The sequence below is a fragment of the Mesorhizobium sp. M1078 genome (assembly GCF_040318615.1).
In the GTDB taxonomy this organism is placed as follows: domain Bacteria; phylum Pseudomonadota; class Alphaproteobacteria; order Rhizobiales; family Rhizobiaceae; genus Mesorhizobium.
In genome coordinates this window covers 98,256-123,802 of record NZ_JAMYMP010000014.1, presented here as the reverse complement: position 1 = coordinate 123,802, position 25,547 = coordinate 98,256, and the positions used below count along the sequence as shown (strand labels likewise).

29 protein-coding genes are annotated in these 25,547 nt (G+C 62.6%); 14 read left to right on the top strand and 15 right to left on the bottom strand.

Translation table 11 applies throughout. From position 1 onward, the window contains the following. Positions 1-13: 13 nt before the first annotated feature. On the bottom strand, positions 14-676 hold the full coding sequence (betI, locus tag NKH38_RS19585) for a transcriptional regulator BetI (protein WP_023711681.1): 663 nt from the start codon (positions 674-676) through the stop codon (positions 14-16). Positions 677-703: 27 nt separating this feature from the next. Next, positions 704-1,504 (bottom strand): class I SAM-dependent methyltransferase, encoded by an 801-nt coding sequence (locus tag NKH38_RS19580; RefSeq protein WP_352638698.1) that lies wholly within the window; start codon positions 1,502-1,504, stop codon positions 704-706. Between the two features lie 201 nt (positions 1,505-1,705). Between NKH38_RS19580 and NKH38_RS19575 the strand changes: the two genes are divergently transcribed. Genes NKH38_RS19575 through NKH38_RS19560 form a run of 4 tightly spaced genes read left to right on the top strand, consistent with a single transcriptional unit; the run spans position 1,706 to position 6,403 of the window. Beyond that, complete coding sequence (locus NKH38_RS19575; RefSeq protein ID WP_023670078.1) at positions 1,706-3,325, top strand: phytoene desaturase family protein; 1,620 nt, start codon at positions 1,706-1,708, stop codon at positions 3,323-3,325. Next, positions 3,312-4,877: a phytoene desaturase family protein gene (locus NKH38_RS19570; protein ID WP_352762185.1), complete on the top strand. Its 1,566-nt coding sequence runs from the start codon at positions 3,312-3,314 to the stop codon at positions 4,875-4,877. The genes NKH38_RS19575 and NKH38_RS19570 overlap by 14 nt, the downstream gene beginning before the upstream one ends. Before the next feature lie 51 nt (positions 4,878-4,928). Continuing rightward, positions 4,929-6,155, top strand: coding sequence for an aminomethyl transferase family protein (locus NKH38_RS19565; RefSeq protein ID WP_352904450.1), 1,227 nt, complete (start codon positions 4,929-4,931; stop codon positions 6,153-6,155). A gap of 2 nt (positions 6,156-6,157) precedes the next feature. After that, the gene (locus NKH38_RS19560) at positions 6,158-6,403 is read left to right on the top strand and encodes a hypothetical protein (RefSeq protein ID WP_352762183.1); all 246 of its coding nucleotides are present in this window, start codon (positions 6,158-6,160) and stop codon (positions 6,401-6,403) included. 3 nt (positions 6,404-6,406) lie between these two features. On the opposite strand, the gene NKH38_RS19555 is transcribed toward NKH38_RS19560, so the two are convergent. The 4 genes from NKH38_RS19555 to NKH38_RS19540 all read right to left on the bottom strand — a co-directional run bounded on the left by NKH38_RS19555 (position 6,407) and on the right by NKH38_RS19540 (position 9,576). Further along, a complete protein-coding gene (locus tag NKH38_RS19555) occupies positions 6,407-7,465 on the bottom strand; it encodes a dipeptidase (protein ID WP_352762182.1) in 1,059 nt (352 codons plus the stop codon). 249 nt (positions 7,466-7,714) lie between these two features. Then, positions 7,715-8,014 (bottom strand): GNAT family N-acetyltransferase, encoded by a 300-nt coding sequence (locus tag NKH38_RS19550; protein ID WP_023683956.1) that lies wholly within the window; start codon positions 8,012-8,014, stop codon positions 7,715-7,717. After that, positions 8,007-8,639 (bottom strand): alpha/beta hydrolase, encoded by a 633-nt coding sequence (locus NKH38_RS19545; RefSeq protein WP_352762181.1) that lies wholly within the window; start codon positions 8,637-8,639, stop codon positions 8,007-8,009. Before NKH38_RS19545 ends, NKH38_RS19550 begins: the two co-directional genes overlap by 8 nt. Positions 8,640-8,643: 4 nt before the next feature. Next, on the bottom strand, positions 8,644-9,576 hold the full coding sequence (locus tag NKH38_RS19540) for a VOC family protein (protein WP_023670085.1): 933 nt from the start codon (positions 9,574-9,576) through the stop codon (positions 8,644-8,646). A gap of 218 nt (positions 9,577-9,794) precedes the next feature. Between NKH38_RS19540 and NKH38_RS19535 the strand changes: the two genes are divergently transcribed. Next, complete coding sequence (locus NKH38_RS19535; protein ID WP_352762180.1) at positions 9,795-11,342, top strand: alkaline phosphatase family protein; 1,548 nt, start codon at positions 9,795-9,797, stop codon at positions 11,340-11,342. A 117-nt stretch (positions 11,343-11,459) separates the two neighbouring features. Here the strand turns inward: NKH38_RS19535 and NKH38_RS19530 are convergent, their stop codons facing one another. Next, positions 11,460-12,764 (bottom strand): PRC-barrel domain-containing protein, encoded by a 1,305-nt coding sequence (locus NKH38_RS19530; RefSeq protein WP_352762179.1) that lies wholly within the window; start codon positions 12,762-12,764, stop codon positions 11,460-11,462. Between the two features lie 259 nt (positions 12,765-13,023). On the opposite strand from NKH38_RS19530, the gene NKH38_RS19525 reads away from it, so the two are divergent. After that, on the top strand, positions 13,024-13,944 hold the full coding sequence (locus NKH38_RS19525; protein ID WP_023701350.1) for a diacylglycerol/lipid kinase family protein: 921 nt from the start codon (positions 13,024-13,026) through the stop codon (positions 13,942-13,944). A gap of 26 nt (positions 13,945-13,970) precedes the next feature. Here NKH38_RS19525 and NKH38_RS19520 read toward each other — a convergent pair whose 3' ends face one another. Further along, the gene (locus NKH38_RS19520) at positions 13,971-14,198 is read right to left on the bottom strand and encodes a hypothetical protein (protein WP_352762178.1); all 228 of its coding nucleotides are present in this window, start codon (positions 14,196-14,198) and stop codon (positions 13,971-13,973) included. Between the two features lie 115 nt (positions 14,199-14,313). Between NKH38_RS19520 and NKH38_RS19515 the strand changes: the two genes are divergently transcribed. Continuing rightward, a complete protein-coding gene (locus NKH38_RS19515) occupies positions 14,314-15,888 on the top strand; it encodes a sensor histidine kinase (protein ID WP_502896613.1) in 1,575 nt (524 codons plus the stop codon). Positions 15,889-16,051: 163 nt separating this feature from the next. Here NKH38_RS19515 and NKH38_RS19510 read toward each other — a convergent pair whose 3' ends face one another. The 3 genes from NKH38_RS19510 to NKH38_RS19500 form a co-directional block, all read right to left on the bottom strand. Next, a complete protein-coding gene (locus NKH38_RS19510; protein ID WP_352762176.1) occupies positions 16,052-16,513 on the bottom strand; it encodes a hypothetical protein in 462 nt (153 codons plus the stop codon). Between the two features lie 11 nt (positions 16,514-16,524). Then, entirely contained in the window at positions 16,525-16,851 is a 327-nt protein-coding gene (locus NKH38_RS19505) for an ElaB/YgaM/YqjD family protein (protein WP_023670092.1), read from the bottom strand. 124 nt (positions 16,852-16,975) lie between these two features. Then, the gene (locus tag NKH38_RS19500) at positions 16,976-17,737 is read right to left on the bottom strand and encodes a Crp/Fnr family transcriptional regulator (protein WP_023670093.1); all 762 of its coding nucleotides are present in this window, start codon (positions 17,735-17,737) and stop codon (positions 16,976-16,978) included. 339 nt (positions 17,738-18,076) lie between these two features. Between NKH38_RS19500 and NKH38_RS19495 the strand changes: the two genes are divergently transcribed. After that, complete coding sequence (locus NKH38_RS19495; RefSeq protein WP_050485906.1) at positions 18,077-18,394, top strand: response regulator; 318 nt, start codon at positions 18,077-18,079, stop codon at positions 18,392-18,394. A gap of 56 nt (positions 18,395-18,450) precedes the next feature. On the opposite strand, the gene NKH38_RS19490 is transcribed toward NKH38_RS19495, so the two are convergent. Both NKH38_RS19490 and NKH38_RS19485 read right to left on the bottom strand, forming a co-directional pair. After that, complete coding sequence (locus NKH38_RS19490; RefSeq protein WP_023670095.1) at positions 18,451-19,002, bottom strand: sigma-70 family RNA polymerase sigma factor; 552 nt, start codon at positions 19,000-19,002, stop codon at positions 18,451-18,453. Positions 19,003-19,005: 3 nt separating this feature from the next. Continuing rightward, positions 19,006-19,209, bottom strand: coding sequence for a NepR family anti-sigma factor (locus tag NKH38_RS19485; protein WP_023670096.1), 204 nt, complete (start codon positions 19,207-19,209; stop codon positions 19,006-19,008). Between the two features lie 212 nt (positions 19,210-19,421). On the opposite strand from NKH38_RS19485, the gene NKH38_RS19480 reads away from it, so the two are divergent. The 6 genes from NKH38_RS19480 (at position 19,422) to NKH38_RS19455 (ending at position 22,900) form a co-directional block, all read left to right on the top strand. Next, positions 19,422-20,216 (top strand): response regulator, encoded by a 795-nt coding sequence (locus NKH38_RS19480; RefSeq protein WP_023670097.1) that lies wholly within the window; start codon positions 19,422-19,424, stop codon positions 20,214-20,216. Between the two features lie 220 nt (positions 20,217-20,436). Continuing rightward, entirely contained in the window at positions 20,437-20,604 is a 168-nt protein-coding gene (locus tag NKH38_RS19475) for a DUF1328 domain-containing protein (protein ID WP_023670098.1), read from the top strand. A gap of 160 nt (positions 20,605-20,764) precedes the next feature. After that, a complete protein-coding gene (locus tag NKH38_RS19470; RefSeq protein ID WP_023711673.1) occupies positions 20,765-21,799 on the top strand; it encodes a sensor histidine kinase in 1,035 nt (344 codons plus the stop codon). A 129-nt stretch (positions 21,800-21,928) separates the two neighbouring features. Then, positions 21,929-22,105 carry a hypothetical protein gene (locus NKH38_RS19465; protein WP_023683964.1) on the top strand — a complete coding sequence of 59 codons (177 nt, stop codon included), beginning with the start codon at positions 21,929-21,931 and terminating at the stop codon, positions 22,103-22,105. A gap of 142 nt (positions 22,106-22,247) precedes the next feature. After that, positions 22,248-22,574: a hypothetical protein gene (locus tag NKH38_RS19460; protein WP_023670101.1), complete on the top strand. Its 327-nt coding sequence runs from the start codon at positions 22,248-22,250 to the stop codon at positions 22,572-22,574. A gap of 83 nt (positions 22,575-22,657) precedes the next feature. After that, entirely contained in the window at positions 22,658-22,900 is a 243-nt protein-coding gene (locus NKH38_RS19455) for a YMGG-like glycine zipper-containing protein (RefSeq protein ID WP_023670102.1), read from the top strand. Between the two features lie 39 nt (positions 22,901-22,939). Here the strand turns inward: NKH38_RS19455 and NKH38_RS19450 are convergent, their stop codons facing one another. Next, a complete protein-coding gene (locus NKH38_RS19450) occupies positions 22,940-24,586 on the bottom strand; it encodes a CHASE domain-containing protein (protein ID WP_352762175.1) in 1,647 nt (548 codons plus the stop codon). 155 nt (positions 24,587-24,741) lie between these two features. Next, positions 24,742-25,539: an ATP-binding cassette domain-containing protein gene (locus NKH38_RS19445; protein WP_023683966.1), complete on the bottom strand. Its 798-nt coding sequence runs from the start codon at positions 25,537-25,539 to the stop codon at positions 24,742-24,744. Between the last annotated feature and the right edge of the window lie 8 nt (positions 25,540-25,547).

The following is a 25,547-nucleotide window of genomic DNA, read 5'->3' as shown; positions in this document are numbered from 1 at the left end:
GGCCGGCTTCTGGTTATCCGTAGTGCTTGGGAAAGGCGGCTGCGAGGAACGCGTTGGCCGCTTGCAGCGCGGTTTCGCGCGTGGTGTCTTCGGTTCCCATCATCAACCGCAGCCACAGGCCTTCCAACATGGCTGACAGCGCCAGCGCCATCACCTGCGGCTCATAGGCATAGCCGCCGCTCTGCTTGAGCGTCGCGCAGAGGTCGATGAAGACCTGCTGGTAATATGCGTCGCGGGAACTGCTCAGCGCCTGATAGACCGGCCGCGACTTGGCCTCGCCCCAGAAAGCGAGCCAAGCGGCGAGCTTGCGCTTGTTGCAGATCGAGCGGTCGAAGTCGGCCCAAACCAGAATCTGCAATTGGCGGGCTGGGTCATCACCGGCTTTCCGCAGGGCAGCACGCCAATGTGCCGAATACTCGTCATACATATACTGCAGGGTGGCGATCAGCAGCTTCTCTTTGCTCTCGAAATGAAAGTTGACGATGCCGCGCGACAGGCCGGCGCCATCGGCGACATCGGCCATCGTCGTCTCCGCGTAGCCGCGCTTGGCCAGCGAATCGATGGTCGCTTCGATCAGCTGCTGTTGCCTGACCTCCTTCGACGCCTTGCGGCCGCGTTTTTCCGGTTCGGTTTCTCCAGACGTGTCGGAGGATCGCTCTTCGCGCGCAGCTTTCATCGGTGCCGTCATGCTCCACATTGCCGGCTATCCCACGACAGCCGGCTTCCACCCGCGAAGATGAGTGGGACGGTGCTCGCCACTGTCAAGCACCTTCTTCATGGCCTCCCAGGTCTTGATGTTCTTGTCGATATAGGCCGCTCCGACCGCGGCTGCCGCCGTCTCGTAGAGCGGGCCTTTCAGCCTTTCCAGCTCGCCGCGCGCGACCTTGCGATACCAAGAATTGCGGTCTCTGACGGCGACATCGGCAAAGCCGGCGCTGCGCATCGCTTGCGCATAGCGTGCCGGCGAGGCCATGGCGAAGGACAGGCCTTCGGCCGCGACATAGGCCTTCATCTCAGATGACGGCTCGCCGTCATGGCCGATCAGCCAGTCGGAGGCGGCAAAGACGCCGCCCGGTTTCAGCACGCGGAAGATTTCGGCAAACAGCGCGTCCTTGTCGGGCACATGCAAAAGCGCGTCCTTGGAGAACACAACATCGAAGGCGCCATCGGTGAAAGGCAGCGCTCCGGGCGGCGCCTGGACGAAGCTGGCGCGGTCTGAAAGCCCTCGTACAGCAGCCCGCTTTCTGGCCGCCTCGATCACCGGCCGCTCGATGTCGAAGCCGGTGGCATGAGCGGCACCGTGGCGCTCGACCAGATGCAGCGCGATGCCGCCGGAGCCGCAGCCGATGTCGAGGATCGTCTTGCCCCTGAGCGACAGCCCTTCGACCACCCGGTCGACCTCGTCTGGTCCGCCCGGCGACAGATAACCCTCGCCCCACAGCGCCTCGAGGAAGCGGATCGCGGCGTCGTCATATTCCGGCTCGCCATCTGCCGTTTCGATCATCAGACCTTAAGTCCCATCAGCCGAATTGCGCAGGTTCGAATGCCGGCAAAGCGTAGCGTATTAACAGGAAAACGCAATATCATTTGTTGAACATTCATTCAGAATGGCTGGACAGAATAGCCGCTGCCGTGCCAAATTCCGCGCATTCGGCGACAAATCACGCGAAAATGAAGGGTCGAGCACCATGAAGGCTGGGCGCGAATGAAAGCTTGGGATGCGATCGTCATCGGCGGCGGACACAACGGCCTGGTCAACGCCTGCTATTTGCAACGCGCCGGGCTCGACGTGCTGGTGGTGGAAAAGAACGACTGGGTCGGCGGCGCCGCCACCAGCCGCGAGCTGACGCCGGGCTTCCTCTACTCCAACTGCTCCTATGTCTGCTCGCTGTTTCGCCCCGAGATCATGCGCGACCTCGAACTGCCGCGTTTCGGCTTGCAGGTTATTTCCTATGAAGGCGGCGCCGTGTTCACCCGCGACGGCGACTACCTCGCCAACTACCGTGACCACGATGCGCACCGGCGCGAATTCGCCCGCTTCTCCAGGCGCGACGCGGAGGCCTATGACCGCTATTCGCGCGACGTGACGCGGCAGTGCCGTTTCATCCAGCCGCTGCTGATGCGCACCGCACCGGACCCGGCCAGTCTCAAGCCGCGCGACCTCGGAGAGCTTCTCTATCTCGGCAAGAAATTCGTCGGCCTGTCATCAGAAGAAATGGCGCTGACGCTGCGCTTCTGGACCATGTCGATCTCGGAATTCCTCGACGAATATTTTGAGACCGATGTCATCAAGGCGAACTTCGCTTTGTCCGGCATTATCGGTACCGCGCTCGGGCCGATGTCGCCCGGCACAGCCTACGTGCTGCTGCACCATTATATGGGTGAGGTCGACGGCTCGGTCGGCGCCTGGGGCTATGCGCGCGGCGGCATGGGCGCCGTCACCAAGGCGCTCGCCGCTTCATTCAAGGCGTCCGGCGGCGCTATCCGTACCGGCGCCGAGGTCGACCATGTGCTGGTGAGCCGAGGCAAGGCCAAGGGCGTGGTGCTGGCCGGCGGCGAGGAGGTCTACGGCAAGCTCGTCGTCTCCAACGCCGACGTCAAACGCACATTCCTGAAACTGGTCGAGGAGAAGGAACTGCCCGACATTTTCCTGCGGCGGGTCAGGAACTTCAAGATCCGCGGCTCCTCCGGCAAGGTCAACATCGCGCTGGATTCTCTGCCGGAATTCCCGGCACTGCCGAAGGATTCACCCGTTTATCGCGGCGACATGCATTTCACCGATTCCATGGAGCGTATGGAGCGCGCCTATGACGACTGGAAGGCCGGTCGCTGGTCGGCCGACCCATTCCTCGACATGGTCATCCCAACGACGCTCGACCCGACCATGGCGCCGCCGGGCAAGCATTTCATGAGCTGCTTCGTGCAGTACGCACCGCCCAAGGTGAACGGCCGCGACTGGACCGATGCCGACCGCGACGGTTTCGCCGAAAGCGTAGTTGCGCAGATCGCCGAATACTCGCCAGGCTTCCGCGACCGCATCGTCCATATGGAGGTGCGCACGCCGCGCGAGATCGAAGCCGAGGTCGGCCTCACCGAAGGCAACATTTTCCAGGGCGAGCTGACCTTCGACCAGCTGCTGTTCAACCGCCCGGTGCCGGGCTACGCACAATACCGCTCGCCGGTCGGCGGGCTCTATATGTGCGGCTCCTCGACACATCCCGGCGGCGGCGTCATGGGCGCACCGGGCCGCAATGCGGCAGCCGAGATCCTGCGCGACCTCGCCAAATCGACCTCCCATATGAGCCCGGCCCATGACGTCATTTGATGCCATCATCATAGGCGGCGGCCATAACGGCCTTGTCGCTGCCGCCACTCTGGCGAAAGCCGGCCGCAAGGTGCTGGTGCTGGAAGCGGCCGGCGATGTCGGCGGCGCGGCGCGCACCGAAGAGTTTGCGCCAGGTTTTCGGGTCTCCTCGATCGCGCATGTGCTGAACCGCCTGCACCCCGACGTGGTGAAGACATTGGAGCTGGAGAAACACGGGCTGCAGGTCACCCGCGCAGACTTCATTCCGTCGGTCGCCTTGGCGAGGGACGGCCCGCCGCTTGTCCTCCATGGCGCCTATGGCGAAGTGCTGACCGGCTCCACTCCGTCCGAGCAGTCCGCCTGGAAGGAATTGCGCGCGCAACTCATGCGCTATGCCGGCATCCTGAAACCGTTCCTGTCGCGGCGCCCGCCCGATCTCGGTGGCATGTCCCTGCTTGAAACCGCAGCGCTCGGCCAGACGGCCGTGGCGCTGAAAAAGCTCGGCAAGGAAGACATGCGCGATTTCCTGCGGGTGCTCCTGTTGAACGTCGCCGACCTGCTCGACGAACAGCTTGCCGATCTCAGGCTGAAGGGCCTGCTTGCCTTCGACGCCACGCTTGGCAGCCACCTCGGCCCGCGTTCGCCGACCTCGCTGCTTGGCCTCTATTACCGGCTGGCCGGCGAGACTGACGGTGCGGCCGGGGCACAGATGCTGCCGAAAGGTGGTATGGGTGCGGTCGTTGCCGCCATTCGCGCGGCGGCGGAGAAAGCCGGCGTCACCATCCGCACGGCAGCGCCCGTGGCCAGAATAGTCGTCGACAAAGGGCGCGCCCTCGGCGTGACCCTCGACGGCGGCGAGGTGCTGCACGCCAGAACGATCGTCTCCGCCATCAACCCGGCGACGACCATGCTCGATCTCGTCGGCCCGCGCGAGATCGACACGGGTTTCGTGCGCAAGGTAAAGAACATCCGCATGAGGGGCGACGCGGCGAAGCTCCATCTGGCGCTCGAACGGCAACCGCAATTTTCCGGCGTCGGCGCCGATAATCACAAGGGCCGTCTGGTCATCGCGCCCTCGGCCGACCATGTCGAGCGCGCCTTCAACCCGTCAAAATATGGCGAGTTCTCAGCCGAACCGGTGATGGAGATCACACTGCCGTCGCTCTCCGACCCGTCGCTCGCGCCAAGCGGCGCCTACGTGCTGTCGGCGATCGTGCAATACGCGCCTTATGCGCTGAAAGAGGGTTGGGATGCCGGCAAGCCGAAATTCCTCAAGGCTGTTATGGCGCAGCTCGAAGCGTACGCCCCCGGTATCGGCAAGTCCGTGCTGCATGCCGAGCTTTTGACGCCAGCCGATATCGAAGCCAATTGCCGCATGCCGGGCGGCCATTGGCACCACGGCGAATTGCAGGCCGACCAGATGTTGATGTCGCGGCCCGTCTCCGGCTGGTCAGGCTACGACACGCCGATCGAGGGGCTGTTCCTGGCCGGCGCCGGTTCGCATCCGGGCGGCGGCGTTTCGGGTGCTCCCGGTTTGAATGCGGCGCGGCGCATCATCGCGATGAAGGGATGATCTGATGTTTCAGCCAGTCAACGCCGCACTTTACGGCGAAGGAATGCCGTCATGACGAGTCCGATCAACAACGCCGCCCGCACCACAGCGCAGTCGCATTTCCGCACACTGCGTCTCGGCACGCCGTTCCAGCCGCGCATCGATGCGCTGGCCAAAACTCAGGACTGGTACAATTGGGCCGGCTATCGCGCGCCGCATTCGCTGTGGGACGAGGAACTCGAATATTTCGCCATCCGCAGCCAGGCGGCTTTGTTCGACATCTCGCCGATGACCAAATACCGCATCGAGGGGCCGGATGCCGAAGCCTTCCTCGATCGCGTCACGCTGCGCGATGTCACCAAGCTGAAACCGGGCCGCGTCCACTACACCGCATGGTGCGACGACGAAGGTTTTGTCCTCGATGACGGCACGCTGTTCCGGCTGTCGCCGACCCGCTTCCGCCTGTGTTCGCAGGAGCGGCACCTGCCCTGGCTGCTGGACAGCGCGACCGGCTTCGAGGTGACAGTCGAGGAAGAGACTGGAAGCGTCGCTGGTCTCGCTCTGCAAGGCCCAACCTCCTTCGCCGTGCTGCACGAGGCGGGTTTCGCCGGCGTTGAAAAACTCAAAGTGTTCGATCTCGCCGAATTCCCGCACGATGGCGGCACTATCACCATCTCGCGCACCGGCTTCACCGGCGATCTCGGCTACGAACTGTTCGTGCCGGCCGAAAAAGCGCTCAGCCTCTGGGACCGCCTGATGACGGCAGGCGAACTGCGCGGCATCCGCGCCATCGGCTACGCCGCCCTCAACCGCGCCCGGCTGGAAGCCGGCCTGATCGTCGCCAATGCCGACTTCACCACCGCAGACCATGCCATTCGCGCCGACCGTCTGCGCATGCAGGACGAGATCGGTCTCGGCTGTATGGTCGCCCTGGGAAAAGGCCATTTCAATGGCCGCCGCGCCATGCTCGAAGCCCGTGCCAAACGCAAGCTGCTTTACGTGCTGGTCGGGCTGGAGATCGAAGGCAACATCCCGGCCGAACACGCCATCGTCTATCACAAGAAGCATCAGGATGTCGGCCTGGTCAGCGCCGCCATGTGGTCGCCGATGGCCAAGCGCAACATTGCCATCGCCTCGCTGACGCGTCCCTATGGTGATACGATGGTGGAAGACCTCTGGGTCGAGATCTACGCCATGCGCGAGTTGCAGTATCAGAAGCTGATGAAGCGGGCCAAGGTGGTGGCCCGTCCCTTCATCAAGCTCGACCGCCGCACCGCCAATCCACCGGCGGATTTCTGACTATGGCCGACCAACAAGATGATGCGGCGGAAGCCGCAGAACAGTGGCAGCTGGTCAACACGCCGCTCGGCGAGAAATGGTCGGGTCGCACCCGCTATGCCGCCGCCTTGTACTTCTACAAGCGCGGCGAAATGAGCGCCGAGACGCTCGAAGTCTACCGCATCTGCGCGCGGCTGGACTGGGAGAACCCGCTGCCGATGATCAGGGATCGCGGCGGCCAGGATTGGCTGAAGCGCATGGGCGCTTAAGCCTCAGCCTATGGTTCTTTCGAGAACGCTCAGCCAGTTGCGATAGGCGATCTTCTCGATCAACGCGCGTCCGAAACCGCGCGCGGCCAGCGCATCTATCAGCTTCGGCAGACCGGCAACGTCGCCGATGACGGCCGGAATCATCGCCCCGTCGAAATCCGAGCCGAGACCGACGCCGTCCTCGCCCAGCGCCTGCAGCAGCGAGTCGACATGGCGCACCATGATGTCGAGGCTGGTGTCCGAATTCGTCCGTCCGTCTTCACGCAGGAAGCCGGTGGCGAAGTTGAGCCCGACCATGCCGCCGGTCTCGCGGATAGCGCCGAGCTGCCAGTCCGTCAGGTTGCGCGAATGGGTGCACAGCGCATGCACGTTGGAATGAGTGGCGACCAGCGGCGCATCGCTGAGCGCGGCGACATCGCGAAAGCCCTTTTCGTTGAGATGTGACAGGTCGACCATGATCTTGAGCTGATTGCAGGCCTTGACCAGCGCCTTGCCGGCATCGGTCAGCCCCGGTCCGGTATCGGGCGACGACGGAAAGCGGAACGGGACGCCATGGCCGAAGGCGTTGGGTCGGCTCCAGACAATGCCGAGCGAGCGCAGGCCGGCTTCGTAGAGCACGTCGAGCAAGGTAAGTTCGGGATCGATCGCCTCGACGCCTTCGATGTGAAACACCGCCGCGATCGAACCTTTCGCCATCGCCTCGCGAATGTCGCCGGCACTGCGGCAGACGGTCAGCGCCCCCGCTCGCTCCAGCCGAAACAGGATCGAGGCCATGCCGATGGTGGAATTGAGCGCATCAGCGCGTGGCAGTTCCGGCGGCAATGGCTCATTGTCGCTCGGCGCCGGCGGCACCGCAGAGCGTTTGCTCTTCTCGACCGGCGGTGGAAAGATCGCGAACATGCCGCCGGCAAAGCCGCCCTTCTTGGCGCGCGGCAGATCTATATGACCGCCCTGCGTCCCCTCGATGAACAGCTTTTCGACGTCTGTGTCTTTCGACTGGTACAGTCGCAGCAGCGTGTCGTTGTGGCCGTCGAAGACGGGGACGAGATCGGGTTCGGTCATTAGGAAGCCATTCGGTCAATTGGCAGGAGCGGACGAACCGCGGCGAACTGTGTACTTAGGCAAGAAGGCCGAACTGCGCAAATGCCAGAGAGGTGTTCGCTCTTGTGGCTGAGCGACTCCGACCACCTGCCGGGTCCCCGCTGCTTCGCAGCGTCCCGGCGTTCGCCGGCCTTTCATCGTGCCACTGGCACGATGAATTCGCCTTCGGCGACCGGCAACTCACCCCACAAGGGAAGAAGGGAAAAAGGTCTATTGCTTCAGCACATCCGCCCATTCCGGATGGCGGCGGAACTGGGCGTTGGCGAAGGGGCAGAGCGGGATGATCTTCTTGCCCACTGCCCGCGCATCCTCGACGGCGCGGGTGACGAGCCGAAGGCCGGCGCCCTGGCCGCGAAACACGTCCGGCACTTCGGTGTGATCGATGATGATCTGGTGCTCGCCGACCTTGGTAAAGGTCATCTCCGCCTCGGCGCCGCCGGGTCCGCGCAGCACATAACGTCCCTTCGAGCCGCGGTCCTCGAGTTCGATCTCAGGCAATTCGTCAGGCATCGCTTGCTCCTTCAACCGGCACGGCAGCGAAAAGCCGCCTTGCCGCTTCGATCTCGTTTGGCCGAATTTCGTGGCCGCCATCGTGCCACTCCACTGTGACATCGGCGCTATCGGCACGCAAATAGGCTTCCAGCCGCGACGTCAGATTGGGCGGGCAAATCGGATCGCGTTTGCCGGCGGTGACCAGGATGCGGCGTCCGGCAAGGCTGCCCTGCACCTGCGGTTCGAACGGGATCAGCGGGTGCATCAGCACCGCCGCATCGAACAGCTCGGGCGCGGCGAACACTACGGACGCCAGGATGTTGGCGCCGTTGGAATAGCCGAGACCCAAGACCGAAGATGGCCTTGCCGCTGCCACCTGCGCCTTGATGAAACCGGCCATCTTGCCGGTCGCCCGCGCGAGGTCGTCCATGTCGTAGACGCCCTCGCCGGTGCGGCGGAAGAAACGCGCCGCACCATGCTCGGAAACATCGCCGCGCGGCGATACGATCGTCGCCTGTGGCGCGAGGTCGCGCCCGAGCGACAGCAGCTGGCTCTCGTCCGCGCCGGTGCCGTGAAAGACGAAGAGCAGCGGGCCGCCGGGCGAACCCGGCAGCGCCTTATGGATGTAAGCTTCCTTGCTCATCGTCTCAGCCTTCCAGCTTCTGCAGATGCTCTTCAAGATAGGGCCGCAGATGCTGGTGCTGCGTCGGCAGTTTCAGGGCTTCGCCGAGATGGGCGGTGTCCTCGTCGCGGTCGAAGCCCGGCTCATTGGTAGCGACTTCGAACAGCACGCCGCCCGGCGTTCGGAAGTAGATCGCCCAGAAATAGTCGCGGTCGATTACCGGCGTTACGCCATAACCCGTATCGATCAGCGCCTTGCGCACTTCGAGTTGCTGGGCGCGGTTCTCCACCGCGAAGGCGACATGGTGGACCGAGCCGGCGCCGAGATTGGCAAAGCCCGCGGTAGGCAGCGATTCGATATCGACGACATCAGCGCCGTTGCCGTTCTTGATGGCGAGCCGGCTGACACTGCCGGACTTGTCCACTTGCTCATAGCCCATGAACTTCAACAGCTCTTCCGTGGCGCCACCATCCTTCAATCTGAGCGAGACCGAGTGGAAGCCGCGTATCGCCTCATCAGCGGGAATGCCGCCTTTCAACCATGGCGCGCGGCTGTCCGCCTTGTCTTCGACCAGCGCGAAACCGTCGCCGTCGGGACCGGCGAAGGCCAGCCGCTTCTCGCCGAACGTCTCTTCGCGGGAGACACCCGCAACGCCTTCATCGGCGAAGCGCTTTTCCCAATAGCCGAGCGTGCCGGCCGGCACCGAATAGGCCGTGGTACCGACCTCGCCGACGCCGTGGCGGCCCCTGGCAATGTCCGGGAACGGAAAATAGGTCATCACCGAGCCGGGCGTACCGTGCTCGTCACCATAATAGAGGTGATAGACATCTGGCGCGTCGAAGTTGACGGTCTTCTTGACCCGGCGCAGGCCGAGCTTGTGCGTGAAGAAATCATTGTTCTGGCGCGCATCGCCGGCCATCGACGTCACGTGATGCAGGCCCTTGATCTGGTCGAGCATTGGTCTTGCTCCTTCCCTTGGGTTTGCGGCCCTTGCCGCTGTCCACGCCTATATGAGGGGCCGCCCAACAATGGCAAAGGCGGCAAACTCAGAATGGACTGTATCCCAATAGTGAACAGCAGGAAATTTTCGTTCACCATTTAAGCAAGACCGACAGGCTTGCGCCGCAGCCAAATTCCGGTTCATTGAACGTCTTCCCGACGTGACAGGATAGAGCATTGGCCGCGAAAAGCAGACGCCCGAACATCCTATTGATCTCCTGCGACCAATGGCGGGGCGATTGCCTGTCGGCTGCCGGCCATCCCGTGGTGAAGACGCCGAATGCCGATGCGCTCGCCGCCGAAGGCGTCCGTTTCAAGCGGCATTACGGCGGCGCGGCTCCCTGCTCGCCGGCCCGCGCGTGCCTCTACACCGGCCTTTACCAGATGAACAATCGCGTTTGCCGCAACGGCACGCCGCTCGACGCCCGCCACGGCAACATGGCGCTTTCGGCCCGCGCCCTCGGCTATGATCCGACTTTGTTCGGCTACACCGACGTCTCGCCCGATCCGCGCACGATGGCGCCGGGCGATCCCCGGCTGAAAAGCTATGAGGGCGTGCTGCCCGGCTTCAGCGTGCGCCAGTTCCTGCCTGAGCATCAGAAACCATGGCTGTCATGGCTGAAGGCACGTGGCGTCGACACCAGCGCGGGCTCTCCCGGCATTCACCGTCCCGTGGGCGGGGAAGCGGGCGACGCCGTGACCAATGCGCCGCCTGTTTATTCCAGGGACGAGACGCCGACCGCTTTTCTTGCCGGCGAATTCATTCGCTGGCTAGACGAACAGGATGCGCCATGGTTCGCGCATGTCTCCTTCATCAGCCCGCATCCGCCCTTTGTCGTGCCGCAGCCCTACAACACGCTGTATGATCCGGCGGACGGACCGCCCTTCCGCCGTGCCGAGACTTGGCAGGCAGAGGCGCAAAGGCATCCCTATCTGGCTTACGACCTTGGTCGCCAGAAGCGGAGAAGCTTCCGCCCCGGCACCGACGGCCACGTGCGCGATTGGGGCGACGACAACATCCGGGCCATCCGCGCGATCTATTACGGCATGATCTCGGAGATCGACGCGCAGCTTGGCCGCATCTGGCAAGCGATCAAGAGGGCGAATGCATGGGATGACACCATCATCGTGCTGACTTCGGATCACGCCGAGATGATGGGCGACCATTTCATGCTGGGCAAAGGCGGCTTCTTCGACGGCAGCTATCACATCCCATTGATCGTGCGCGACCCGGGTCACGGCAATGCAGCCGGCTCGACCGTCAACCACTTCACCGAGGCCGTCGACATCTTCCCGACCTTGCTCGATCTGCTGGACGCCGACGCCCATCTGCATCTCGACGGCCGCTCGCTAAAACCGTTCCTGCAAGATGAACCGGCTAAGGATTGGCGCGACGCGGCGCATTGGGAGTTCGATTTCCGCTCGATTGCCAGCGGTGAGGCCGAACGGCATTTCGGCATCGGCTCGCGCCAGTGCAACCTCGCCGTCATCCGTACGGAAAAATTCAAATACGTACATTGCGGCGGCGGCCTGCCGCCGCTGCTCTTCGACATGGCGAAAGATCCCGGCGAACTGATCAACGTCGCCGCTGACCCGGCCTACCTCAGCGTGCGGCTTGAATTTGCCGAGCGGCTGCTTGCGTGGCGCGCCGAGCATCTTGACCAGTCGTTGGCGCTTGCAGAGCTGACGGACGAAGGGGTGGTGGGTATGTGGGTATGTGGGTAGGCAGTAGCAGTAGGCAGTAGGCAGTAGGCAGTAGGCAGTAGGCAGTAGAATGTTCTGGAGGCCTGATGCCCTCGTCACTCGGTTTCGCCTACTGCCCAATCCCTACTGCCTATTCCCTTACTGTACCATCATCCGCTGCTGATCGCGCTTCTCGGCATAGCTGCCCTTGTCATAGGCGGCCTGCGCCTGCAGCTGCTCCTTGGTGAAGTTGGTGTAGAGATAATTGTTGCCGTCCTTGTCGGTCATGAACTTGAGCTTGTCCATGCCGACCGCGACCTCCTTGGCGCCGATGCCTAGAAAGCCGCCGACATCGATGATGACGGCATCCGGCTTGCTGTCGGGCGTGAGCACGACGTCGCCGATCTCGCCGACCTTGGCGTCGTTGGCGCCATAGACGGTGGTGCCCTTCAGGTCGTCGCCTCTGATGTTACCGACCGGCATTTCTGTCAGTGTGGACTTGTCGATCGCTGCCGTTTGCGTCGGATCGGTGGCTTTTGTACCGGCCGGAGCTTCCGCGGTCTTGTCCGCGGGCTGAGCATTGTCAGCCGGTGCAACGGCCGTCGGGGCAGCCGGAGCAGTCGGTTGCGTCGCGTCGGACGTTGTCGTCACCGGCGCCGGATCATAGGGCTTGCGGTCGAAATCAGGCTGCGCCTGCAGTTCCTCCTTGGTGGTCTGCGCCACCAGCCAGCGATCGCCGTTCTTTTCGGCCCACTGCGCCTTGGCGAAATCATAGGTGACATTCTTTTCACCCATGCCAAGGAAGCCGCCGACGCCGATCACCAGCGACTGCGCCTTGCCATCCTTGGTCAGCACGATGTCGTTGACGTCGCCGATATTCTGGGCATCGTCGCCAGTGCCATTGTAGACATTCTCGCCGATGATGTTGGTTGCGAGATTGCCGTCAGCGCGTTTCACCGCCGGTTCTGACGGCGCGGCGTTGAGATCAACCGGCTTCTGCGGGTCGTTCTGCGCCGTGGAAGCAGTGGCCGGGGCCGGATCGTAGGGCTTGCGGTCGAAATCGGGCAGCGCCGTCAACGCTTCTTTCGTCGTCTCGGCGACGAGCCAGCGGTCACCATTCCTCTCGACCCATTGCAACTTGCCGTAGTCGAAGGCGACGTTCTTGCTGCCTATGCCGAGGAAGCCGCCAACGCCGATAATGGCGGATTTCGCCTGGCCGTTTTCATCGAGGACGACGTCGCTGACGTCACCGATCTTCTGCGCATCGTCGCCAGTGCCATTGTACACCGACTCGCCGATGATATTGGTCATCAGCGCGCCGTCGGCCTGTTGCGGCGCCGGCGCGATGGTGGCAGGGGCTTCAGCCGGCGCTGGGGTCGTCGCCGGGGTCGTCGTTGACTGCGCAAACGCACCGGTAGCGATCAGCGTTGCGAGTGCGGTCGTCGCGAACAGTGTGCGGATCATGATTAAGTCTCCTCTTGCGTGATCTCGTGCGCGCCGCAATCGGCAAACCACTTGCCGGGAGACCGAAGGCGGCGCCTCCAATGGGATCACAACGTTGTGACAAGGCGCTTGTTCCGAAAAAACGGGAGCATCGAAATACCCTGGGCAAGTCCGCGGAATCGCCCGACATTCCCGCCCGGCCGATGGAACCTTTGCCAAGCTTGCCCGTTTCAGCCTGCGGCTGGCATTCCGGCCGCTAAAAAAGAATACGGAGTGGGGCATGCGATTTGCAGCGGTGCTGAACCGGGACGGCGGCACCTTGCGGACCACCGATCTTTCAGCGCTAACCGACCGGATGCGCCAGACGCTCGAGGCGGCTGGTCACTCCATCGAGATCGACATCGTCGCCGGCAAGGAGATTGTCGCGGCGCTCGACAAGGTCGCCGCGCGGCGCGACTTCGACGTCGTGCTGGCCGGTGGCGGCGACGGCACCATTTCGGCCGCCGCGGGGCGGCTGATGAATGGCAAGAAGGCGCTGGCCGTCCTGCCTGCAGGAACAATGAACCTGTTCGCCCGCGGCCTTGGAATTCCGCAGACCATCGATGGCGCGCTGAAGTCCTTTGCCGACGGCGAGATCATGGCGGTCGATATCGCGAGCGCGAATGGCCGGCCGTTCGTGCATCAGTTCTCGATCGGACTGCACGCCAGGATGGTGAAGCTGCGCGACAATATGGAATTCGCCTCGCGCCTGGGAAAGATTCGCGCTTCGGCCAAGGCCGCCTGGACTACGATCAACAATCCTCCCGCCATGAAGGTGACATTGACGGTCGGCGAAGCCGAGATCGTGACCCGCATCAGTGGCATCGGCATTTCCAACAATCTGTTTGGCGAAGGCCATCTGCCTTATGCCGACAATCCTGCCGGCGGCGTGCTCGGCATCTATGTCACCGTGGCGCGGCAGCGTGGCGAGCTGGTCAGGGCGCTCTTCGACATGGCTCGAGGCAGGTGGCGCGACAGCGATCATGTCGAAACTCATCAGGCCGACAAGGCAATCGTGAAGATCCATACCGGGAGCAAGAAATTCGGCGCCGTCATCGACGGCGAACTGGTCAAGCTGGAGCGCGAAACGACAATCCAGATCCACCCTGGCGCACTGAACGTCCTGGTTCCGGCGCAAGCCGCCCAGGCGAAGGCCGCCTGATGCGATTACGGATGACGCGGAAAACCCTAGCCGCCCGACTGCCCCTCGCCGGCTGGCGCGCTCTGGTTGGCCGGCGCGCTCTGGCCGGTGGGCTGCCCCTGGCCTTCAGGGGTATCTGGATCGATCTTTTGGCCATAAATCTCGGCCGCTCCCCAAGCAATGAAAGCCAGGAGCAACGCGGCGACCAATATGCGCAGGCCGTGCCAACCCCAGCGCCCCTGACGGGCTTTGTTTTCAGGGGCGATCTTGATCATTGGCGACGTTCCTATCGCGCAACCGGGATGGTTGATAAAACCATCGCAAGCGAAACATGGTGGGGTAACGATTGCTTGCTACAAAAGTTCCGGCGCGCGACGACGGCCGCGCGAGATGCGCGCCACCGCAGGTGGGGCCTGCAAGCGAGGGGGCTTGGTGGATAGCAAGGTGGCGAAGCAGGCTGGTTTGCCGGTTGAGGTCCGCCGCGCCGTGGCGGCGCCGGAGCGGCTTGCCGTACTGCATAGGCTTGACGCGATCGACACCGACTCCGATCCCGACTTCGATCGCATCACCGGCCTTGCCGCAGCCGTGATGCAGGCGCCGATCGCGCTCGTCACGCTGCTCGACACCGAACGACAGTGGTTCAAATCCTGTGTCGGCTTCAACGAGACCGAAACCGCGACCGACATATCGTTCTGCGCCCATACCATTGCCGCCGGCGACGAGCCCATGGTGGTGCCGGATGCCAGCATCGACCCTCGCTTCTCCGGCAACCCGCTGGTCACCGGCGAACACCATGTCCGCTTTTATGTCGGCGCGCCGATGGTGGTCGCCGGCGCGCGCGTCGGTACGGTGTGCGTACTCGACCGTGAGCCGCATGAATTTCCGTCCGCTGCCGCGCTCGATCATTTGAAATCGCTGGCCAGCCTCGCCGCCAGCCTGTTTACCCTCAAGGACGCCACCCGCAGCGGCGCCATTGCCACGGCTGCTTTGGCGCAGGAGGAAAAGCGCCGAGCCATAGCGCTCGATGCCGCCTCGCTCGCCAGTTGGGCCTGGGATATCCGCACCGACATGATCGAATGCGACGTGCGTTTGTCGGAGCTGTTCAACCTGCCGCGTTCGAACCGGCTGCGGGCGCGCGACATTTTGGCCGCCATCGACCCGCGCGACGTCTACCAGACCGAGACGCGCTTTCGCGATGCCCTGACCGGCAGCGACGACTATTTCGGCGAATACCGGGTCAAAGGCTTCGATCCGCCGCGCTGGATAGTCACCCGCGGCCGCGTCATCGAGCGCGACGGCGAAGGCAAGCCGACGCTTATCTTTGGCGTCAACTACGACATCTCGGAACGCAAGCTCGGCGAGGACCGGCAAAGGCTGCTGCTGCGTGAGCTCAACCATCGGGTCAAGAACACGCTGGCCACGGTGCAGGCGCTGGCGACGCAGACCGTTCGCCACGCTCGCCGCCCAAGCGAATTCCTGGAAGCCTTCGGCGCCAGGCTGCAGGCGCTGGGCGCTGCCCATAACCTGCTGTCGGATCGCGAATGGCGCGGCATCGGTATTCGCGAACTGATGCAGATCGAGGTCAAGCCGTTCGATTCGGCAGAACGGCCGCGCATCGTGATCTCCGGTCCGGAGCTGCTGCTTTCGCCTGACCAGGCGGTGGGGCTCGGCCTGATCATGCACGAACTGGCCAGCAACGCGCTGCAATACGGATCGCTGTCGGTTGGCTCGGGGAAGGTCGATGTCGACTGGAAGGCGGCGGGCAAGAAAGGCGCGCGCCGCCTTGTGCTGACCTGGAGCGAAAGCGGCGGGCCGAAAGTCGACCCGCCGGAACGCCAGGGCTTCGGCTCTATCCTGATCCGCCGCAGCCTCGCCAAGGTTTTATCGAGCGAAGTGACCCACGAATTCCGCAGCGAAGGCGTGTTCGCCGAAATATCGATGCCGCTTGAAGATCTGCCGGCTTAAAGCGCGTCACGCTGAAACGGATTCATACGACGCGCTTTAAGTCTTTGTTTTGATGCATGTCGTTGTCCCAGAACCGCGGCACACTTCTGGGCGACATGCATTAAAAGCGATTCCAGAAGTGCGAAGCGGTTTTCCCGGGAACAGCGTATCAGCGCGACGCGCTTTAGTCGGCTTCGCTGTCTGGATCGCCCGGATCCGGCTTGACGTTCTCACGGTAGATGGCATAGGCCGCGAGCGCGATCATCGGGCCGAGAATGACGCCCTTCCCGCCTTTCCCCTTGAGCAAGGCCGGCAGCACGGCAAGCGCCGCGGTGATACCGAGCGCCTTCAGGTCGGCATTGCGCCTTCGCGCACGTCGGCGTGCACGCGTTCCAGCCGCAAGTTGATGAATGAGCACGATAAGCCCGGCCAGTACCAGGAGACCAGCGGCGAAGCCAAGACAGGCGGCCATCGAGCCATAACGGTCAGCCGCCCAGATGTAGGCCGCCCCCAGGAGAAACCCGAGGCCGCACAGGGCAGCCACGGCGGCGAGCCCGTAGACAATTGCCGCCGTGCGCGCGCGGCGCATGGCGGCAATGGCTTCACCCGAGGCCAAGGCCGAGATAAGCGGTGCCAGCATGCCCATCTCTGTCGAAACTAGCGCCGGGCAAGAAGCGCAAACAGGAAGCCGACGCCGGCCGCGATCGCCAGTGAAGTGACCGGCTTCTCGCGCACATTGGCCGTGATCTGGGCCTCAAGATCCTTGGCGTTGCCACGCAGGCTGTCGAAGACGGCTTCGCCCTGCGCGCGCAACTGGTCGACGCCTTCGGCAGCAGCGCGCCGCGCCGTGCCGTAACCATGTTCGCCGGTCTTGGCCAATTGCTTGGTCAACTTTTCGATATCCGCCTTCAACTGCCGAATGTCGGCTTCCAGGTCGGCGTTCGTCTGACTTTCGTTGGCGGTTTTTCCTGCGGCAGTTGCCATTCTAAACTCCTTGCGTTTGCTTGGCTTCAAACGCCCGACACACGTCATGGTTCCGAAATCGGAGACCGTATCCATGAAAGGGTGTTTGCAAGTGCGAGTCCAGCCCCAGATGGAGGCCTGCCTGTCAGATCAGTGGCCGACGGCCTTCGCTTAGGCCCTCCCAGCGCGCGAGATCCTTCAGCCCCTCCCCGTCGATCACTTCGCAACCGCCGTCGCGCCAGGCGATCAGCTTGCGATCGATGAGCTTGCGGATCGTCTTGTTGGTGTGGACCAGCGACAGGCCGAGCGTATCGGCGACATGCTGCTGGGTAATCGGGATTTGCACCGGCGCCTTGCCGTTGAGCCCGACTGCCGCCGCGCGGCTGGCGATGAAGGCAATGAGATAGGCGGTGCGCTCGACCGCCGTGCGCCGACCGACGCTGAGCAGGTTCTCGTCCAGCATGCGCTCCTCGCGCGACGCCAGCCAGGTAATGTCGTAAGCAAGGCCCGGATGGTTGCGGTAGAGCTCGTGCAGGTTTTCACGCTCGAAGACGCACAACAGCATGGGCGACAGCGCCTCGACCGAGTGCTGCATTTCGCCCATCAGGCTGCCCTGCAGCCCGATAAGATCGCCGGGCATGGAGTAGTTCAGGATCTGGCGCCTGCCGTCCGACAATAGTTTGTAGCGGAAGGCCCAGCCCGAAAGCACGGTGTAGAGATGAGCACTTTGGCTGCCTTCGACCAGCACTGTGGCGCCCTTGTCGACGGCCAGTTCGCCCTTCTTGAACATGCTGACATAGGCAAGCTCCTGCTTCTCGAATTCCCGGAACACCGGCAATGGCCGAAGCGGGCAGATCTCGCATGGGTACTGACGGCTGGAAAACGAACGACCATTCTGGCCAGACATTTCGATCCCTCTTTCGAAAGTCTCTTGCCAGAGACTGAGTGCTACGCCTTTGCAAGGCCGCGGTTCCGCTGCCGATGGCATGTCTTTTTTAAATGACAGGATGGCAAATAGCGATCATGACTCGCTACACTCCACTGAGGCGAATTCGAAGCTCGCTTGTGGAGTAGAGCCGGTGGGCGAACTTTTCGGATTAAGGCCTGACCGATCCCCCAAGGTCCGCGATGCGGTTGACTGGAGTCACTGTACCCGATGCTGCAAGAATTGAGGAGAGATTGCCAAGTGCCGCCATTGCTTGAGGGATTGCGAATTCTTGTCTTGGAGGATGAATTCCTGATCGCCATGGATGTCGAGCAGCTTTGCCGCGACCATGGCGCGAACGACGTAGTGATTGCCCGCGCTCTGGCCGAGATCGATGAGCAGAAGGTCGTTGGCGAGTTCGACGCCGCTATCGTGGACCTCATGCTGGGCGGAACGTCCACACTCGATTTCGCCGCGCGGCTGCGCCAATCGGGCCTGCCGTTTGTCTTTGCCTCCGGCTATTCGGACCCCGATGAGATCAAAGGGTCTTTTCCCGGCATCCGCCTGGTCACCAAGCCTTATTCGGGGACCGATCTCGTCGAGGCTCTGGCGGCGGCCTGCGGCCGCGCGCCAGTCTGAGATATCTTCGATGCGTACGTGTAAAGAGCCCAGGCCCGCAAACGGGGCCTCCGCCGTCAGGCAGCGTTTGAACCCGTCACCTGGGACGAGATCGCGTCCGGCCCGTATTCGTCTTCGCCGGAGATTTTGAGGATCTCCTGCAACCGCGTGCGGGCCCGGCTGACCCGGCTCTTGATCGTTCCGACCGCACAGCCGCAGATTTCGGCGGCCTCTTCATAGGAAAAGCCTGAAGCGCCGATGAGGATGATGGCTTCGCGCTGGTCCTCGGGGAGTTGCTCGAGCGCGCCGCGGAAATCCTTGAGGTCAAGCTGGCCGTGCTGAGCCGGATGAACGGCAAGCCTGGCCGTCATGATGCCGTCGCTGTCCTGCACCTCGCGGCCGCGCTTGCGCATCTGGGAATAGAACTCGTTGCGCAGGATGGTGAACAGCCATGCCTTGAGATTGGTGCCGGGCTGAAAGCTCTCATGCTTGTCCCAAGCCTTGACCAGCGTCTCCTGCACCAGATCGTCGGCCTTGTCGGCATTCTGCGTCAGCGACACGGCAAAGGCCCGCAGGCTCGGGATCGAGCCGAGCAGGTCGGTCTTGAACCCTTGTGAGACAGCTGCCATGCCTCAGTCCTTCTTCTGTGCAGGTTCGGCCTTTTCCAATTGGCTGAGCAACTGGGCAAAGCGATCCGGCACATTGTCCGAGACCAGCTCGTCATAATATTGTTTGAGTTTGCGGCCGATTTCCGAATTCGCCCCGAGCGGGTCGCCGGAATTGGCCCGGCGCCTGTCAGCGGCGCCAGCCAGCGTTTCTTTATTCATGTCCTTCATTTCGCCCTTAAATCCAGCGCCCCGAGCCGCCCCATTACACAACGCAAAGCGGCCCCCTCGTCTGGTTGCCCATCGCACCACAAACGTCGCCCGTACGGTTTCGTTCCACAAGTCTCGGAACTTTTTCGCAAAACCCGCGTTTGGGTGTTGGGGCTTGCAATCAGCTTGACCTGCAATCTATGCAATCACGTCATCTGAGGGAGACGTCTACCATGAGCCTTTCCGCAACCATCGCTCCGCACCTGCCGTTCCTGCGCCGCTTTTCACGCGCCGTATCCGGATCGCAGGAGAGTGGCGATGCGCTGGTCGCCGCGATGCTCGAAGCCATCATCGCCGACGTCGACATCTTCCCGCAAGCGTCAAGCGACCGCATCGCGCTCTACAAGGTATTCGCCAAACTGTTCACCTCCATTGCCATCCGCGTTCCGCAGGAGCAGGCACAATCGGCATGGGAGCAGCGCGCCGCCGCCAATCTGAACGCCATTGCGCCACGGCCACGCCAGGCTTTCCTGCTGGTCGCGGTCGAAGGCTTCGGTGAAGACGAGGCAGCTGAAATTCTCGATGTCGACGCCAAGGAATTCTCCGAACTGCTTGCCCAGGCGAGCAACGAGATCTCTCGCCAGGTGGCGACCGATGTGCTGATCATCGAGGACGAGCCGCTGATCGCCATGGACATCGAGGAAATGGTCGAGAGCCTCGGCCACCACGTGGTCGGAACCGCGCGCACCCATACCGAGGCGGTGGCGATGTTCGGCAAGACAAGGCCGAAGATGGTGCTGGCCGACATTCAGCTTGCCGATGGCAGCTCGGGTATCGATGCGGTCAACGAAATCCTGTCGTCGACTTCGGTGCCGGTAATCTTCATCACCGCCTTCCCCGAACGTCTGCTGACCGGCGAGCGGCCTGAACCGGCCTTCCTCGTCACCAAGCCGTTCAATCCCGACATGGTCAAGGCGCTGATCAGCCAAGCGCTGTTCTTCGACCGGCAGGCCAAGGCCGCCGCGTGAAGTAGGGCCTTCAATCTCCAACTTTTCGCCGCCTCGCAGCGTTGCCGGCACTGGCGATCGCCTAGCCCGGCGATCGGCGGCTGCCCGTCGCTCCGTATGGGGCGCACGCGCGTGAATCAATTCGCATCCGGGCCTCTTCCAAAGACCTTCTTTTTCGGCAAATGGTGGAACAAACAGCAATCACTCACGTTCTTGATTCAGTATCGGAAGGAGACAGATCATGCTCTACTGGGCGCTCGTATTTCTCGTCGTGGCGATCATCGCCGGCGCGCTTGGTTTCGGCGGCATCGCCGGTACCTCGGCCGGTATCGCGCAAATATTGTTCTTCATCTTTCTCGCCTTCCTCGTCATCTCGCTTCTGGCCGGCCTGTTCAGACGGGCATCGTAGGAGCGGGCGAACACTGGAAGCCGCACCCCTCAAACGGTTTCCAGCCACCGCCGGGCGATGTCCTCCAACGGGACATCGTCCGGCGGACCTTTTCTGGGGACCTACTCAGGAACTGAGTCCAAGTGAATCGTTCGGTCCTGATCAGGTGGACAGGTGATTGATGCGTTCCATTGGCGGAGGCGAGAGCGGACAGGGCGACGAGGTGATCGCACTGCACCCGGCTGAAAGCGGAATGCAGCTTGGCCGGGCCTTGCTTCACGCTCTGCACAATGCCGGCATTTCCGTCCTCTATCAGGATCGTGAATTGAAGACTGTATGGGCCCGCAACATGCGTGCGCCGTGGGTCTCCGACACAGCCGACAGCAACGGCGCGTTGCCACCGGCGCAAGCTGAGCAAATCGCCGCCGCCAAAAGCAATGTGATCGCTTCCGGCAATCCGGAACGCCTTGAACTGAGTGTTCCCACCGGTGATGGCATGCGCTGGTTCCAGGTATGGGTCGATGCCGATCGGGGCAATCGCGGCGACGTGCAGGGCGTCGTCACCACGATGGTGGAAACCACCGAGCAGAAACGCCGCGAACAGACGCTGAAGACGCTGTTGCGCGAAGTCAGCCACCGCTCCAAGAACCTGTTGGCCATCATCCAGAGTATTGCCACCCAGACCGGCCGCTATTCCGAGACACCCGACGATTTCCTGAAGCGCTTTCGCGGCCGCCTGCAGTCACTGGCTTCCTCCCAGGATCTGGTAACGTCGTCGAACTGGCGGGGTGCAGCACTTCGCGAGCTTATCCGCGGCCAGGTCGTTCGCTACGGCGCCGATCCCGCGCAGAGCCTGCGCTTCAATGGCGTCAACCCCTACCTCAATCCCAACGCGGCCATTCATATTGGACTGGCAATGCACGAACTCGCCGTCAATTCATTCAGCTACGGCGCCCTGGCGCGGCCGGACGGCTTTGTCGAGGTAACCGCCGATCTGTCGAACGTCGCAGAGGCCGCAGACAAGCCGGCTTTGTCGCTGACCTGGGTCGAGGCCATTGTCGCCAATGATAACAGGCGCACCGAGAAACGCTTCGGCAGCGTTGCCCTCGAACGTGTCGTGCCGGCATCGCTGAACGGCACGGCGACGCTGGAGATCACCAGTGACCGCCTCGAATATCGCCTCGTCGTTCCGCACGGCAATTTCGAAACCGAATGAGCGGCGGGATTCCTTAACCGGCTGTTCACCATAAAATCCGATGCTGTGGTTCCCAGAGATTGCTGGATCTTGACCGATTCAACCGATGTTTCGGCCGCAGCCTGCAACGCGAGTATGGGAGGAATGATCATGACGGTTGCCGATATGAACAGGCTGGAGCAGGCCGCCCGGGTGTCGATGAGCGGCTTTCAGGATCCTGACGCTTCAGCCTCGCCTTTGCAGCACGCCTGGCATCCCTTGCTTCGCGTCGCCGCTGTCGCGCTCGTCGCCGCTGTTGTGCTGATCGTGGCGTCGCAATTGGTCTGAGCCAGATGCTCAGGTTCACGCTGCTCCCAAGCAGCCTGGCTCAGAAACTGTCCAGCTCGTAGCCGACCAATTATTAACGCCCCTTTCGGCACAGGAACTTTGACGGCTGTGGACCGTTCTTATGGCGAGAGGACGTGTCGCCGTGGAACACATCGCCGCTTTGCTTTTGGTAATTGGCTGTTCGAACAACATGACCGAATGCCGTGAACTGCCGGTGCCGGTCAGTGTTTTCGAAACCGCCGAAGCATGCACGGCAGAACGTCCATTCGCTGCCGGCGACGTGCAGGGTCAGGCCGAGCACGTCGTTGCCAAATGTCTTACGGTCGACCCCGCGCTGGAAGATGATTACGACCAGATCGTCTGGAACGTGCGCCCGGACGGCACCCTCGACGCGTCTTTGCAGATTTCCAGTGTCGTGGTCGCGTCGAACGCCACGCGCCGCGAAAAAGACTCTCTTAGCCAACAATAAGATCGAGCGGGCAAAGGCTGCTGTTTTGTGCTAAATAGCGGCTGGAGCTTACTAAAGTGAGGACAAAAGTGAGGAGAGATTCTATGCGGAAATTGATTATTGCCATGGTTGCGGTGGTCGCCGTCAGCGGCTGCAGCACGACCGAGCAGGATGTCGGTGTCGGCGCCGGTGTCGGTGCTTTGGCCGGCGGACTGATCGGCGGCGGCAAGGGTGCGCTGATCGGCGCAGCCGTTGGCGCCGGTTCCGGCCTGCTGGTGCGCAACCTGCGCAACGGCTATTGCCAGTATCGCGACAATCGCGGCCGGCTCTACACCGCTCGCTGCTGATTCGCTTCAAAAGCGTCAGACAATCGCGACGGAGACCGGTCAGCCGGTCTCCGTTTGTTTGCCTGCATGAGGCGGCGGGATCCTGATTTCCACCGTAAGCCCATCGACGCGAAAATCTCGGGCAATCGTGCCGCGCAATTCCTGCGTGACATTGAGGTCGATCAGCTTGGTGCCGAAGCCGGTCTTCGCCGGCGCTTCGAGTTCCTTCTGCCCGGCCTCGCGCCAGTTCAGAACCAGCATCCGCTCGGACCCGCGCCCCTCGAACGACCAGTTGACCTTCAGCGCACCCACGGAATTGCCGGCCTCGCCATATTTCAGCGCATTCGTCGCCAGCTCGTGAAAGGTCAGGCCAAGCGCCTGCGTCGTCCTCTCGTCGAGAAGCACCTGAGGCCCTGACAATATCCCTTCCGGAAGCTCCTTGCCGAACACCTGGCCGAGCTCGATGCGCAGCAGGTCGCCAAGATCGGCCTTCTGCCAGCGCGAACGCGTCAGCATATCCTGGGAAGCCGCCATTGCCTGGAGGCGGGCCGAGAAGGAAGTTGAGAACTCCTTCACGTCGGTTGCTTGCGCTGCCGTCTGGCGCGCAATCGCCAGCACCCGCGTGATCGAATTCTTGATCCGATGCTTCATCTCCTGCAGCATCAAATCCTTTTCGAGCAGGCTTTTTTCCGTCGTTTCATGCAGCAGCGACTTGGCGTCGTAGGCGCGCTCCTGGTAGCGGGCCACCAACGCGATGGCGCCGGCCAGAAGCAGGCCGAACAGCCCGAGCATGACCGGAATGGCGCGCGAGGACGGTTGCGAAAATGCACTTGTCGGCCGAAACAGCACCGTCCACGGCCGACCGGCGACGATGATCTTGCGCGTCACCAACAGCCTGTCGCCAAAGCTCGCGGCCGGCGGCGTTTCGGACTGGAACAGAAGATTGTCGGCGTCCGCCGTGCCGTCATAGACCGCGGTGTTGACCGGCAGCAAAGGCGTGCGGCTGAGCGCGGTCTGGAGCAGGTCGCGGGCGCGGAAGGCCGCGTAGAGAAGGCCTGATGTCGATGATCTGGACGCATTGATACCATCCGGCGCGGTTTCTACATTGAGCCTGACGAAGACCAGGAAGCCGGTAAAGGTCTGCGCCGCGCCAGTATCCTGGCCGAGCTGGACCAGACCGCTTGCGTGCTGTGCGTCATCGGCCAGCGCTTTTTCGATCGCCTCGCGCCGCACCGGCTCGGTGAACATGTCGTAGCCGATGGTGGATTCGTTGGCAGGGTCGAGCGGCTCGAACAGCACGACGGGCGTGCGCCATGGCTGTGTCGTGTCCGGATAGACCGTGTGGGCGGCGCCGCGGTCGCGCAACATGTCGCGCTCGACCGCCGCTTCGTCACCGGTCTTGGCCAGCCTGAGATAGCCGATGCCGCGCAGGCCGGCGAAATTGTTATCGACATTGAGGGCGCTGAAGAAGGCCTTGAATTCGCTACCTGAAATCTCGCCATTGCGGGCGTCGAACAGCGCCTGCGTCGAGCGCAGCAGTGACAGATGCAGATCGATACGGCTTTCGATGCGGTTGAGCGCGTCGTCGGCCGTCGCCTCGAACTTGATGCGCGCCGCTTCCTGGGTGGCGAAATAGGCGAAGCCCGCCATCGTCAGGCTGATCAGTGCAACGGCAATGAAGGCAAGGATCGGGAAAAACTTCTTCAACGCAGGCCCACGGACGGTTCGGGAACCTTTATGGGCAAGTCGCGGCGGCAAGACAATGGCGCGGCCAAGCCATAATGACGGCTGGCATATCACGTATATTTAGCCGGCTTATCGGTCGAACATCGGTGAAGATGAGAGCCGATGATATCGTGGTCTCAGGCCGCGATCTTCAGCGCACCCGGACCGGGAATGGCGCCGGGCGGACACTTTCCCAGGATGATCATGCCGAGCACTTCGTCCTGCGTCACATCGGTGGTGAGCGCGGTGCCGACGACCTGGCCGTTCTTCATTACGCAGACTCGGTCGGCAAGCTCGAACACGTCGTGAATGTCGTGGCTGATCAGGAAAATGCCGATGCCGTCGGCCTTGAGCTGCTTTACCAGTTCGCCGACCTGCGCCGTCTCCTGCGGCCCAAGCGCGGCCGTCGGTTCGTCCATGATCAGGATGCGGGCGTTGAACAGGATGGCGCGTGCGATCGCCACCGACTGGCGCTGGCCGCCCGATAGCTTGATCACGGGCTCCTTGAAGCGCTGGAAGCGCGGATTGAGCCGGCCCATCACCTTGCGCGCCTCGGCCTCCATGGCGACATCGTCGAGTGTCCCCCACGCGGTCATCAGTTCGCGGCCGAGGAAGAGGTTGGCGGCAGCGTCGACATTGTCGGCCAGCGCAAGCGTCTGGTAGATCGTTTCGATGCCGTATTTCTTGGCGTCGCGCGGATTGGAGATCGAGGCCTCCTGGCCGTTGACCAAGATCTGGCCGGCATCGCGCTTGTAGGCGCCCGACAGGATCTTGATCAGCGTCGACTTACCGGCGCCGTTGTGGCCAAGCAGCGCCACCACTTCGCCCGGGAAAAGATCGATGGACGCATCGTCGACGGCGCGAATGCCACCGAACGCGATCGAGATGTTGCGCATGTCGATCAGTGGCGTACCGGTGGGAGCAGTTTTTTCCATAATCGTTC